General features: G+C 45.6%; 11 protein-coding genes. 3 read left to right on the top strand and 8 right to left on the bottom strand.

Annotation, left to right across the window (positions count from 1 at the left end):
* Positions 1-3 precede the first annotated feature (3 nt).
* Positions 4-1,338, top strand: coding sequence for an anti-phage deoxyguanosine triphosphatase (locus KIT90_RS17140; protein WP_285377735.1), 1,335 nt, complete (start codon positions 4-6; stop codon positions 1,336-1,338).
* Between the two features lie 20 nt (positions 1,339-1,358).
* On the opposite strand, the gene KIT90_RS17135 is transcribed toward KIT90_RS17140, so the two are convergent.
* Entirely contained in the window at positions 1,359-1,976 is a 618-nt protein-coding gene (locus KIT90_RS17135; RefSeq protein WP_285377732.1) for a tRNA-uridine aminocarboxypropyltransferase, read from the bottom strand.
* A 3-nt stretch (positions 1,977-1,979) separates the two neighbouring features.
* Between KIT90_RS17135 and rrtA the strand changes: the two genes are divergently transcribed.
* Positions 1,980-2,531, top strand: coding sequence for a rhombosortase (gene rrtA / locus KIT90_RS17130; protein WP_285377730.1), 552 nt, complete (start codon positions 1,980-1,982; stop codon positions 2,529-2,531).
* A gap of 122 nt (positions 2,532-2,653) precedes the next feature.
* Here rrtA and KIT90_RS17125 read toward each other — a convergent pair whose 3' ends face one another.
* From KIT90_RS17125 to tig, 7 genes are all read right to left on the bottom strand, one after another.
* Complete coding sequence (locus tag KIT90_RS17125; protein ID WP_285377729.1) at positions 2,654-2,953, bottom strand: helix-hairpin-helix domain-containing protein; 300 nt, start codon at positions 2,951-2,953, stop codon at positions 2,654-2,656.
* 146 nt (positions 2,954-3,099) lie between these two features.
* Positions 3,100-4,959 carry a peptidylprolyl isomerase gene (ppiD, locus tag KIT90_RS17120; RefSeq protein ID WP_041054820.1) on the bottom strand — a complete coding sequence of 620 codons (1,860 nt, stop codon included), beginning with the start codon at positions 4,957-4,959 and terminating at the stop codon, positions 3,100-3,102.
* A gap of 214 nt (positions 4,960-5,173) precedes the next feature.
* Positions 5,174-5,446 carry an HU family DNA-binding protein gene (locus KIT90_RS17115; RefSeq protein WP_005430934.1) on the bottom strand — a complete coding sequence of 91 codons (273 nt, stop codon included), beginning with the start codon at positions 5,444-5,446 and terminating at the stop codon, positions 5,174-5,176.
* A gap of 191 nt (positions 5,447-5,637) precedes the next feature.
* Positions 5,638-7,989, bottom strand: a complete 2,352-nt coding sequence (lon, locus tag KIT90_RS17110; protein WP_005437599.1) for an endopeptidase La — start codon at positions 7,987-7,989, stop codon at positions 5,638-5,640.
* Positions 7,990-8,119: 130 nt separating this feature from the next.
* Positions 8,120-9,400 carry an ATP-dependent protease ATP-binding subunit ClpX gene (clpX, locus tag KIT90_RS17105; protein ID WP_005430932.1) on the bottom strand — a complete coding sequence of 427 codons (1,281 nt, stop codon included), beginning with the start codon at positions 9,398-9,400 and terminating at the stop codon, positions 8,120-8,122.
* A gap of 71 nt (positions 9,401-9,471) precedes the next feature.
* Positions 9,472-10,098 (bottom strand): ATP-dependent Clp endopeptidase proteolytic subunit ClpP, encoded by a 627-nt coding sequence (gene clpP / locus KIT90_RS17100; protein WP_005430931.1) that lies wholly within the window; start codon positions 10,096-10,098, stop codon positions 9,472-9,474.
* Positions 10,099-10,203: 105 nt separating this feature from the next.
* Positions 10,204-11,508, bottom strand: a complete 1,305-nt coding sequence (gene tig, locus KIT90_RS17095; protein WP_005437602.1) for a trigger factor — start codon at positions 11,506-11,508, stop codon at positions 10,204-10,206.
* 528 nt (positions 11,509-12,036) lie between these two features.
* Between tig and KIT90_RS17090 the strand changes: the two genes are divergently transcribed.
* The gene (locus tag KIT90_RS17090) at positions 12,037-13,842 is read left to right on the top strand and encodes an ATP-binding protein (protein ID WP_285377724.1); all 1,806 of its coding nucleotides are present in this window, start codon (positions 12,037-12,039) and stop codon (positions 13,840-13,842) included.
* Positions 13,843-13,846 lie beyond the last annotated feature (4 nt).

Below are 13,846 nucleotides of genomic sequence, written 5' to 3'. Positions count from 1 at the left end.
TTGATGGAGAGAAAAGTGTCGTTTGAATTAGATGCCTTGTGGCAAGAACGCCATGATGATGAACATAAAATCCGCCGTGACGATCATCGTAGTCCTTACCAGCGAGATCGCGCTCGTATACTGCACTCTGCGGCATTTCGTCGCCTACAAGCGAAAACTCAAGTCCACGGCAACAGCTTAGAAGATTTCCACCGTACCCGTTTGACCCATTCCCTTGAAGCCGCACAACTGGGCACGGGCATTGTCGCTCAACTGAAAAAGAAGCAACCGGAATTCCGAGATTTGCTGCCTTCAGACAGTTTGATTGATTCGCTCTGTTTGGCACACGATATCGGTCATCCACCCTATGGTCATGGTGGCGAAGTCGCGCTGAACTACATGATGCGTGAACATGGCGGCTTTGAAGGCAATGCCCAAACATTTCGCATTGTCACCAAGCTTGAGCCTTACACTGAACACTTTGGCATGAACTTGTCACGCCGCGTCTTACTCGGTTTGATTAAATACCCTGCTCTGCTCAGTCAAACAAGAGCGCTGTGTATGCCCGATCCTGTGGAGCATCAACGCAAACTGAAAGCCAAAGACTGGAGCCCGGCAAAAGGCTTGTATGACTGTGATAAAGACTTGTTTGATTGGGTAATTGCACCACTGACGGACAATGACAAAGCCCTGTTGAGTCAAATGCGCTGTCGTCCGGAGTCAGACCTAGAACACTGTAAAACCCGCTTTAAATCACTCGACTGCTCTATCATGGAACTTGCGGACGATATTGCTTACGGCGTGCATGATTTGGAAGATGCGATAGTGCTTGGCATGGTCACTCGCCAGCAATGGCAAGAAGGCGCAGCCAGTCAATTAGCGGATTGTGGTGACCCGTGGTTCGAGGAGCATATTGGTTCTATCGGGCAAATGCTCTTTAGCGGCAAACATCACCAACGCAAAGATGCGATTGGTGGCATGGTGAATGCGCTGTTGACCAGTATTTCAATCAAAGTGGTGGATGAGCCGTTTAATAACCCGCTCTTAGCTTGGAATGCCTGTTTAGAGCCACACATGGCCAAAGCATTAGAAGTACTCAAACACTTCGTGAGCCAATATGTGATTCAAGTGCATCAAGTGCAGATCGTAGAGTACAAAGGCCAGCAGATCATCATGGATTTGTTTGAAGCCCTAAGTGCTGATCCTGAGCGTCTGCTGCCACCGCACACTCGCTCACTATGGCAAGAAGAAAGCTGCGAAAGCGCAAAGATGCGCGTGATTGCAGATTACATCTCAGCAATGACCGATGGCCACGCACAAAAGCTGCATCGACAGTTGTTCTCTTCAATTGTCCTATAGAGAAGTACTCTATCGATTCGTTACTCGTCTTTAAGATAGTTCTTTTCAAATACGCCCGGAGGCATCTGGGCGATTTGAAATTCAATCATCTTCTCAAACGCCGTTAGCAAAGGCGTGAAATCTTTCCCAGTCTCCATAAGGCTCAGTGCATGAAAGCCGGCTTCCACTGTTGATAGGCTGTTGTTCGAAGGAGCCTTACGAATGGTGTAATGCCCTTGCAGATCCTCTGGCAGTTTAACCGTTGGGATAGCATGCAAGTTGGTCGAAAGTTGCCACATCTTGTAGGCTTTCTTCCAAGTACCATCGAGTAAAATCAAACGTATTTTCTTATCTGCCGTCTCACCAACCGTCGCCAACTCTGAAAGGCACAACGATTGTTCTGATGGGTAAAGAATGAAATATTGGTAGGTGTCGTCCTCAAGCAACGTGTTCAACGCTGCGTTGTCAGAAAAGTCTTCTCCAATCAGGCAAGTACAATGATTTAGGCTCAAATTGAGAATCCGTGCCGTACCAAGAGGACGATGTTCTTCACTCGTATGCTGAAGGATGATAAGTTCAACCTCGTTTGCTAGCGGTACAATCCATTGGCAAATACAAGCTTTGCGCGACTTTCCACACTGAGAACAATAACGAGACATAGAGTGAACCTTTATACATTGCTGAGCATCATCAGCGTTATCTGTTTAATACTGCAATTCGAACCAATGGCAAGCCTAACCGAATGGCACGCTTACAATATACGCCATGGCGAATGGTGGCGAATCGTAACAGGAAATCTGACGCATACCAACTTTGCTCACCTAGGGATGAATTTAGCGGGCTTATGGGTAATTGGATTCATCTTTCGCCCTTCGGTGCGTAACTTCTCTATCGTCTTTCTTGTTCTATGTACCTTCGTTGGTGCAATGAACTTATTCACCAAAATGTCGGTTTACGTTGGATTGTCTGGAGTTCTACACGGATTGTTTGGTTTCTGGGCTCTGGCAGAGGTTTTCGACGGCAGAAGAAGCAGTTTAGTACTGGTAGGCGGTTTAATTGCAAAAGTCGCTTGGGAGCAGTTCTACGGCCCTTCAACAAGCACGGCCGCAATGATTGGTGCTCGTGTCGCTGTTGATGCTCACCTATTTGGTGCTATCGGGGGGATGGGCATGGCTTGGTTAGAAAAACTAACGCATCGTCGTATATTCGGTTAATACGCTTCAATCTGAGTGAGCACAAACCTCGATAAAACAAAAAATCCCGAACCAGAAAAACGCTTTGGTTCGGGAAAGCAGTAATAGGAAACAGAACTTCGCTTTTCAAATCAAAGCGTGAATCAAAGTAAGATACGATCTTGGTTCTTTTTCACCGTCGCTTCACCAATGCCTTTCACTTTGCTTAAGTCCGCTGCGGTTTTAAATGGGCCATGTTCATTTCGGTACTCAACAATGTCTTGCGCTTTTTTCGTTCCAATACCATTCAGTAGTGTCGCAATTTCTTCCGCGGTAGCCGTATTCACATTAACAGTAATTTCAATGCCGTCATACTTGGCCGCTTTTGTCGTTGCAGACTTGCCTTCTTCCGCCCAACTCGTTGGCGCCAATAGCAGCAAACACAGTGTTAACATCCATTTCATTTGAGTGTTCTCCCCTAAATCGAATTATCAAAAACGAGGATCACTCTAGGAAAAGTATTGCTGTCATAGAAGTTGGTTCAGACAAAAATAAAACGGGCCGCTAATGCGACCCGTTTTAGTTAACATGCAAATTACATCAGTAATGCTTAGTTGCTCACAACAAAGTACTCAATGTCAGTGTTTGCACGCAGTACAGCGATTACTGAAGAAAGGTCTAGCTGAGAAGACGCACGTTGCATTTGTGTCGCCACTTGCTCTTCTAGAGCGCTGTCTAGCTCTGCGTGAACCGCGTCTAGCTCAACAACCACGATGTTACCTTCTAGGTCTTTAGATTGACCGTAAACAGGCTTACCATCAACTGGTTTCGCCATCGCAAATACTGTTGATGCTAGCGGAGAACGACGGTCTACAGACTCTTGCTCACCAAACGCTAGGTTGTTTTCAGCAAGAATGTCTTTGTTGCCTTCTTTCAGAGCCGCAACGACTTTAGTACCTAGTTCGATTGCGCCTTGCTCACCTTTAACGCGAGATAGCTCAGCAACCACTTGGTCTTTCACTTCGTTTAGAGGAAGTACAGTCTCATCACGAGCATCTTCAACGCGAACAACGATGATGTGCTCTGGTGCAACTTCGATTGCTTCAGAGTTTAGGCCGTCTTCTTTCACTTCAGGGCTTAGAATTGCTTGCATTACCGCTTGGTTCTTCAGCACTTCTGGAGCATCAGCTTGAGAGATGAAGTCTGTTGTCTTCACTTTTTGACCAACAGCTTTAGATGCGTCATCTAGAGAATCAGGGAACTCAAACGCCACTTTTTCAAGTTCGTTTTGTAGTTCGTAGAATTGATCAACCGCTTTCTGGTCAATCATCTCTTGTTTGATTTCAGCCGCAACTTCTGAGTAAGGCTTAGCAACCGCACCTTTTAACTCTTCAAGCTTGATGATGTGGTAACCGAAGTCAGACTTCACTAGACCAGTCATATCGCCTGGATTCTTAAGAGCAAATGCCGCTTCTTCGAATGCTGGGTCCATTACATCGCGCTCAATCCAACCTAGGTCGCCGCCGTTTTCTGCGCTACCAAAGTCGTCTGATTTTTCTTTCGCTACTGTTGCGAAGTCAGCGCCTGCGTTTAGCTCGTCAAGAATCGCTTGTGCTTTCGCTTCGTCATCACCCTCAACAAGGATGTGCGCTACGCGACGTTGCTCTTCTGTAGAATACTTGTCTAGGTGCTCGTCGTAGTATTTCTTAACGTCTTCGTCAGAAACTTGAACTTGCTTCTTAAGCTCTTCAGCTGAAAGCTCAATGTATGCAACTTTAACTTGCTCAGGACGAGTGAACATGTCTGGGTTTGCTTTGTAGTAGTCTTGAATTTCTTCATCAGTCAAATCTACTTTCTTAGCAAACTCATTCAAATCGATAGTAATTGTGCGAACGTCACGAGTTTGAGTGAACAGTTTACCTTCTGCCTGAACTTCGCCAGGTAGTGTGAATTCACTTGTTTGAAGTGCGTTCAATAGTTGCTCACGAACCAATTCACGGCGCATGTACTCTGCAAATGAGTCTGGAGAGAAACCAGCACGACGCAGAGACGCTTGGTAAATGTCTTGATCAAATTGACCGTTAGATTGGAACTGAGGCATGTCTAGAATCATGCTACGTACTTGTGCATCGCTAATGCGTAGACCAAGCGCTTCTGCTTGTTGGTCAAGCAGCACGTCGTTGATCATGCGATCTAGAACAGATTTGCGGAAAGATTCAACGTATGCAGGGTCAGCCAGCATTTGAGAGAAGTAATCACCCAATTGAGCTTGCATGCGGTTGCGCTCATTTTGGTATGCCATCTCGAACTCACCACGAGCAATCTCGGTGTTACCTACTTTCGCTGCTGAGTTGTTGTTACCACCAACGATGTAGCTACCTACACCTGCAAATACGAAAGATAGGATGATAAGTCCAAGGATAATTTTGACCGCGATGCTGTTCACGCCTTCGCGTAGTCGATCCATCATAATTTAACTGCTCTCCACAATTGAAGCCGACTGCTTCTAATAGAAAATGTAATGTCGCGATAATATCAGAAAAAGAAATGCGCATCAGTAGGATGCGCATAATTTAAAAAAGTTCGGCTCTTAGTTTGTAAATTTTTGTTCAAATTTGACTATTTGAGCAAAAATTATGCAATGGCCGTCAGCAGAACTAGCTTTGTGTCAGTGACACAAAGAATTAGTTACAAGCGTCTTTTAGAGCTTTACCAGCTTTGAAAGAAGGTACTTTAGCTTCTGCGATTTGGATTTCTTCACCAGTTTTTGGGTTACGACCTGTGCGTGCTGCACGAGTACGTACGCTGAACGTACCGAAGCCAACAAGAGCAACTTGATCACCAGACTGAAGCGTACCACTTACTGCTTCGATGAATGCGTCTAGAGCGCGACCAGCTGATGCTTTAGAGATGTCTGCGTTTTCTGCGATTTGTTCTACTAGTTGAGTTTTATTCACTGTGATTTCCCCTTTGTGTCATCTGTGATTATTTTTGTGATGACGTTCGTTCCATAATTAAGAAAATATGCTCCACCCCTTATTCTTCAAGGGCTGGAAGCTATCGAACTTAACTTAGCGTCCAAAAAAAACGCTGACAAGCCTTTTTAGGCCTATCAGCGTAAAGTTTTACTTATTTTTGCTGCACATCACTATTTTTGAGACTCAAACTCAACGCCTGTCGGGTCTCGCTCTAGTGCAACTTTAAGAACTTCGTCGATCCACTGTACTGGGATAACCTGCAGATCCGCGATAACATTTTCTGGAATCTCTTCCAAATCGCGCTCATTGTCCTTCGGAATCAGTACAGTTTTGATGCCACCACGGTGTGCCGCAAGTAACTTCTCTTTTAGACCACCGATAGGTAGAACTTCACCACGTAGCGTAATCTCACCTGTCATACCCACTTCTGCTTTTACAGGGTTACCTGTCAAGCTAGAAACTAGTGCTGTACACATTGCGATACCCGCACTTGGGCCGTCTTTTGGTGTAGCACCTTCCGGTACGTGTACGTGGATATCACGTTTCTCGTAGAAGTCTGAGTTGATACCCAGTTTCTCGGCACGTGAACGAACAACCGTCATTGCTGCTTGGATCGACTCTTTCATAACATCGCCAAGAGAACCGGTTTGCGTTAGCTTACCTTTACCCGGCATAGCTTCCGTTTCGATCGTAAGAAGGTCACCGCCCACTTGTGTCCAAGCTAGACCAGTTACTTGACCGATACGGTTGCTGTCATCCGCTTTACCGAAATCATGACGTTGAACACCTAAGTATTCTTTTAGGTTTTCCATCGTAACTGTCACTGACTTCAAGCTCGTATCCAGTAGGATGTTTTTCACTGCTTTACGACAGATCTTAGAAATCTCACGCTCTAGGCTACGTACACCCGCTTCACGCGTGTAGTAACGAATGATACCGATGATTGCAGAATCTTCGATGGTAATTTCGTTTGGTTTCAGACCATTACGCTTAACTTGTTTATCAACAAGGTGACGTTTTGCGATGTTTAGTTTCTCATCTTCTGTGTAACCAGACAGACGAATCACTTCCATACGGTCTAGTAGAGGACCAGGAATATCCATCGAGTTAGACGTCGCAACGAACATAACGTCAGATAGATCGTAATCTACCTCTAGGTAATGGTCGTTAAACGCGTTGTTTTGTTCTGGGTCTAGAACCTCCAACAGCGCTGAAGATGGATCGCCACGCATGTCTGAAGACATCTTGTCGATTTCGTCCAGAAGGAACAGTGGGTTTTTAACGCCTACTTTCGACATCTTCTGAATAAGTTTGCCTGGTAGCGAACCAATGTATGTACGACGGTGACCGCGGATTTCAGCTTCATCACGTACACCACCCAGTGCCATACGCGTGTACTTACGACCCGTTGCCGCTGCAATAGAGCGACCTAGCGATGTTTTACCAACACCAGGAGGACCAACAAGACAAAGGATTGGACCTTTCAGTTTGTTGATACGGTTTTGTACCGCTAAGTACTCAAGAATACGTTCTTTTACGCGCTCTAGGCCGTAGTGGTCTTCGTTCAGAATTTCTTCTGCTTTCGCAAGGTTCTTCTTCACTTTAGAGCGCTTATTCCAAGGCACGCTTACCATCCAATCGATGTAGCTGCGTACCACTGTCGCTTCTGCAGACATTGGAGACATCATCTTAAGCTTTTGCAGCTCTTGTTCTGTCTTTTCACGCGCATCCTGAGGCATTTTAGATTCTTCAATCTTTTGCTTCAGTGTCTCGAATTCGTCAGGAGCATCTTCCATCTCGCCAAGTTCTTTCTGAATCGCTTTCATTTGCTCATTCAGGTAGTACTCGCGCTGAGATTTTTCCATCTGCTTCTTAACACGACCGCGGATGCGTTTCTCAACTTGAAGAAGGTCGATCTCTGATTCCATCTGGCCCATTAGGAACTCTAGACGCTCAGTTACATCGATGATTTCAAGTACTTGTTGTTTGTCTACAAGCTTAAGAGGCATGTGCGCTGCAATGGTATCTGCTAGGCGCGCCGCTTCGTCAATACCGCTTAGCGAAGTGAGCACTTCTGGCGGGATCTTTTTGTTTAGCTTGATGAAGCCTTCAAATTGGTTGATAGCGCTGCGAACAATCACTTCTTGCTCACGCTCTTCAAGTTCAGGCGTTACCACAAACTCTGCCTCAGCAAGGAAGAATTCGCTTTCTTTAAAGTGGTTGATCTTCGCGCGTTGCTGACCTTCAACCAGCACTTTAACCGTGCCGTCAGGTAGCTTAAGAAGTTGGAGGATGGTTGCAACCGTACCTACTTCAAATAGGTCGTCAACCGTCGGCTCATCAGTGTCCGCTTGCTTTTGTGCCACAAGCAGAACTTGTTTGTTTGTTTCCATCGCTGTTTCTAGACAGCTAATCGATTTTTCACGACCAACAAACAATGGAATAACCATGTGTGGGTAGACCACTACGTCACGTAGAGGTAATACCGGGATCTCGATACGCTCGGAACGTTCCAAGTTCATATAATTCTCTCTTCCGCTTTCACGTTTAACGTATTACTTAAGGCAGTATATGGGGTCTAATTATTTGGATTCAATAAGAGAAATAAAAAAAGGAGGTAATTACTTACCTCCTTTCTATTCATGGCTGAATTTATTCTGCTCCAGCGGCCTGATTGTCGGCGTTGCTGTAAATGAGCAATGGTTCTGATTCACCGTTAATCACTGATTCATCAATCACGACTTTACTTACGTCCGTCGCTGATGGCAGTTCATACATGGTTTCTAGCAGAACGCTTTCTAAGATTGAACGTAGACCACGAGCACCCGTTTTACGCTCCATTGCTTTCTTAGCGATAGCACGTAGCGCGTCTTCACGGAACTCAAGTTCAGCGTCTTCTAGTTCGAACAATGCTGCGTATTGCTTGGTCAGTGCGTTCTTCGGTTCACATAGGATCTGAATTAGCGCTTCTTCATCAAGCTCTGTCAGTGTTGTTGTTACTGGTAGACGACCGATAAACTCAGGGATCAGGCCGTATTTCACTAGGTCTTCAGGCTCTACCTGAGTAAATAGTTCACCGACTGTTTTGGTTTCGTTCTTAGAGCGCACTTCTGCGCCAAAACCAATACCTGTGCCTGTCGCTACACGCTGTTCAATCACTTTATCTAGGCCAGCAAATGCACCACCACAGATGAACAGGATCTTAGACGTGTCCACTTGTAGGAATTCTTGCTGTGGATGCTTACGACCACCTTGTGGTGGAACCGATGCAACCGTACCTTCGATAAGTTTTAGTAGCGCCTGCTGAACACCTTCACCAGATACGTCACGCGTAATAGATGGGTTTTCAGCTTTACGAGAAATCTTGTCAATTTCGTCAATGTATACAATGCCGCGTTCAGCCTTCGCTACATCGTAATCACATTTTTGCAGAAGCTTCTGGATGATGTTTTCAACGTCTTCACCTACGTAACCAGCTTCGGTTAGTGTGGTAGCGTCGGCCATTGTAAATGGCACATCCAAGAATCGAGCTAGCGTCTCAGCAAGCAGAGTTTTACCACTACCCGTTGGACCAATTAGAAGGATGTTACTCTTACCAAGCTCCACACCTTCGCTCGTTGTATCACCATTGCGTAAACGCTTGTAGTGGTTATATACCGCAACTGCGAGCACTTTTTTCGCGTAATCTTGTCCGATCACATAGTCATCAAGGTGTTCACGGATCTGTTTTGGCGTTGGTAACGCTTCAGATTCTTTCTTAGGGAGAACATCCTTGATTTCTTCGCGAATGATATCGTTACATAAGTCGACACACTCGTCGCAAATGTAAACTGACGGACCTGCGATTAGCTTGCGAACTTCGTGCTGACTTTTGCCACAGAAAGAGCAGTACAGCAATTTGCCGCTGCCGCTTTCTTTGCTTTTATCTGTCATTCGCTAACCTCTTAGCCTTTACTCTTTATGAATGAGTGTATATCAAATTTAGCCAAAATGCGCTGGCTAAATTACTCGCCGCGGTGGCTCAACACTGCATCCACAATACCGTATTCTACAGCCTGATCTGCCGACATGAAGTTATCACGATCAGTATCGCGTTCAATCACTTCAAGAGGCTGGCCTGTATGCTCTGCCAATAGGTTGTTTAGCTTCTGCTTGATAGTCAGGATTTCCTGAGCATGGATTTGGATATCAGAAGCCTGACCTTGGAAGCCACCTAGTGGTTGGTGGATCATCACACGTGAGTTAGGCAGAACGTAACGCTTACCCGGCGCACCACCTGCAAGCAGGAACGCACCCATTGAGCAAGCTTGACCCATACATACTGTGCTCACATTTGGCTTGATGAACTGCATGGTGTCGTAAATAGACATACCTGCTGTTACGCTGCCGCCTGGCGAGTTGATGTATAGGAAAATATCTTTATCTGGATTTTCAGATTCTAGGAAAAGTAGCTGAGCCACGACAAGGTTTGCCATGTGGTCTTCCACTTGACCGGTTAAAAAGATCACGCGCTCTTTAAGCAAGCGTGAGTAAATGTCGTAAGAGCGTTCGCCGCGGGAAGTTTGTTCAACCACCATTGGCACTAGCGCGTCAATAATTGGCGACATTGCATTTTTTTCTTGGTAGCTCATATTCTTATGTCCCTAAAATAAATGGCCCGGATGATGTGTATCATACGGACCATTGTTAGCAGAATAGTCGACGTTAAGTCAACCTTCTACGCAAGATATTGCTTATTAAGCAGCAGGTTGTTGGTTAAGTAGCTCGTTGAAGCTTACTTCTTTCTCAGTAACCTGTGCTTTAGCGATGATCGCGTCGATTGCTTGCTCTTCTAGAGCAACGTTACGCATGTTGTTCATCATTTGCTCGTTTTGCTCGTAGTAAGCAATAACTTCTGATGGATCTTCGTAAGCTGTTGCCATCTCTTCGATTAGCGCTTTCACTTTCTCGTCGTCAGCTTTTAGCTCTTCAGACTTGATTACTTCACCTAGAAGAAGACCAACTACAACGCGACGTTTAGCTTGCTCTTCGAACAGTTCACGTGGAAGCTGTGCAGCTGCTTCTGGGTTGCCACCGAAGCGTTGAGAAGCTTGTTGACGAAGAACTTGGATTTCTTGGTCAATAAGTGCAGCTGGTACGTCGATTTCGTTTTGCTCAACTAGACCGTCGATAGCTTGCTCTTTGATGCGGTTCTTAACAGCTTGCTTAAGTTCGCGCTCCATGTTCTTACGAACTTCAGCTTTAAGTGCTTCAACGCCACCTTCAGCAACACCGAACTTAGAAACGAACTCGTCGTTTAGTTCTGGTAGTTCACGAGCTTCAACTTTGTTCACTTTGATTGCGAACTTAGCTGCTTTACCTTTTAGGTTTTCAGCGTGGTAATCTTCTGGGAAGTTTACGTCGATTTCGAATTCCATACCTTTAGTTTTACCTTCGATACCGTCTTCGAAACCTGGGATCATGCGACCAGCGCCCATTTCTAGTGGGAAGTTCTCAGCTTTACCGCCTTCGAACTCTTCACCGTCGATAGAACCAACGAAGTCGATGCTTACGCGCTTACCAGCTTCTGCAGCTTCTTCAACTTCTGCCCAAGTAGCTTGTTGCTTACGTAGAGTTTCGATCATCTCTTCTACGTCTGCATCGTTAACTTCTGTTGTTGGTTTTTCAACAGTGATGCTTTCTAGGCCTTTTAGTTCAACTTCTGGGTAAACTTCGAAAGTTGCAGTGAATACTAGATCTGCGCCTTCGTTGTTTTCAACTGGAGCGAAAGTTGGTGCGCCAGCTGGGTTGATTTTCTCTTTTACGATCGCTTCGATGAAGTGACGTTGCATAACTTCACCAAGAACGTCTTGACGTACTGCTTTGCCGTACATCTTAGCAACCATTTTTAGAGGCACTTTACCCTTACGGAAACCATCGAAACGACGGTTTTTAGCGATGTTGCGTAGTTCAGCTGTTACAGCGTCTTCGATGTTTGCAGCTGGAACAGTAATGTTTAGACGGCGCTCTAGGCCTTCTAGCGTTTCAACAGTAACTTGCATTATATATAAACCTCTAAAGTGGCCCGGTCTTCCCGAGCGTATGAGCGAGACTCTTTGAGTTCACGCTTCATCCTTGTGTAGTGTCCTGTCCGAACACCTAATTTAAAATCGAGTATCGATGCTGAATCTCAACACCGGACTAATCAGTGATATCTTCGGCGTCATCACCAAAGGTATCTCCTATTAGCCTCAGGACAGAATTTTTAGACGCGACATTCTAGCGATCTGTCGCAACCCTGTCGAGCCAATAGCCACTATGTGGACATTGTCTGCGCTAAATTCTCGAATACCGACTCAAAAAATAGCGAAAAATGCGATTTGAATACCGCTTCAACGCTGCCAGCATATCTAGAATGGGGACAATAGCGACTTTTTCAAGAGAATCGACAGCTTTTTTTATTGAAAAGCCTAAAAAGAGATCTTGCTCTTGTTTTACTCCACAGAGTTGGAAACTAAATCCCTATTCATTCCTACAAACCATTAACATTTTCTTATGTGGTAAAAGGGAAGGTAGCAAGGAGCGTAAGGATGTCGCAAAGAAACCGTATTCTACTGATTTTTTTCGCCTTCTATTTCCTTTGCGCGTTCGCCGGCGGACATTGGGTTTGGAATGCCAGTTACCAGTCCTTGCTCGATAAACACCAATCCCAATTGGAACGTTTTTCTAGCCACATTCAAAACAAGTTAGACAAGTACGCCCACATCCCTCACCTACTTTCAAAAGACGAACCTTTGGTTGAAGCGCTGCTCAATCCGAACAACAGCGCGCAGCTAGAAATCACTAATCGGTACTTAGAGTCAGTCAATGATGTTATTGCTGCAGCGGACACTTATTTGATCGACAAATGGGGCACAACGATCGCAGCCAGTAACTGGCGTAAAGAGCGCTCGTTTATTGGCCGCAACTTCGCTTTTCGTCCTTACTTCAAACATGCGATTATTGGTCAGCGAGCGGAATACTATGCTCTGGGTTCTACCTCAGGAAAGCGAGGCTATTACTATTCCTATCCTCTCGTGTATGCAGGAGGCGTTTTAGGCGTCGTTGTGGTCAAAATGGATTTAAGCAAGATAGAAGACAATTGGCAGCAGCCGAAAAGCATCTTTGTTGCGAGTGACCCAAACGGCATTATTTTTATGAGCAGCCGTAGTGATTGGCTATTCAAGAGCTTACAACCACTCGACGAGCCAAAAGCTGCTGAAGTTTGGGCCAGTCGCCAGTATTTAGATACCACGATTGAATCTCTGGGTTTTGTCGGCGACATGGAATTAACCCACACAGAGGCGAAGCAAGGCTACCCATACAACAAAGGTACCTTGGTGATCTCTTCTCTTCCTTTGAAAGATCTCAAACTCACGATTCGAGTATTGTCTCCAAAGCAGTCCGTGGTTTGGATAACGATGGGCTATTTGCTCGTCTTGACGCTTGTCTTCACTGTGTTGTTTTTGGTTGGTCAGCTTATCTATCACCGCCAGCAGCGTCACCTTCAACTGGAACGGATTCAACAAGAAGCCAATCAAAAGCTGGAATATCAAGTGATGGCACGAACGGCCGAGTTACAAGCAGAGATTGCTCAACGGATTGAAACCGAACAAACCCTTCGTCTAACCCAAGATGAATTGGTGCAAGCAGCGAAGCTGGCGGTGTTGGGGCAAATGTCAGCCAGCATCAGCCATGAGCTCAACAACCCATTAGCAGCCATTCGCAGTTTTGCAGAGAACGGTAAATTGTTCCTAGAGAAGGAAAAGTTCAAACGTGTCGAGGACAACCTCACTCGCATCTCTGCCCTTACAGACCGGATGGCGAACATCAGTCAGCAGTTGCGCTCATTCGCGAAAAAAACCAGTGGCAATGAATTGGTACACACTCATCTTTTACCGGTTATCGCATCAGTAAAAGAGTTGATGAAGCCAGCACTGAAATCAGCTCGCGTAACCTTGGATACGAATTTGCTAGAGCAGGATGTAGAGGTGCAGATCAATACCATCCAGTTAGAACAAGTGTTAGTAAACTTGCTCACCAATGCGATAGAGGCGCTTAAGGAGCATGACGACAAACAAGTTGTGCTATCCGTAGAGCAAGACAGCGAGGCCAAACTCGTCTGGATTCATGTGGATGACAACGGCACAGGACTTGGCGATTTTACCCTTTCAGAACTGTGTGAACCTTTCCTCACCAACAAACAAAACGGCTTGGGGTTGGGGCTATCTATCTCACAACAAATCTTGGCCGGAATGAACGGCAAATTAAGCGCTCAGAATCGAGAACAAGGCGGTGCTCGATTCTCACTCTGCTTACCTATTGTTTCACCAATCGCCGCACAACCAGAAGGATGAGACC

It is taken from the genome of Vibrio sp. B172a (assembly GCF_030248355.1).
Taxonomy (GTDB): Bacteria; Pseudomonadota; Gammaproteobacteria; order Enterobacterales; family Vibrionaceae; genus Vibrio; species Vibrio owensii.
The sequence above is the reverse complement of the archived record's forward strand: the minus strand, read 5'-3'. Positions and strand labels throughout refer to the sequence as shown.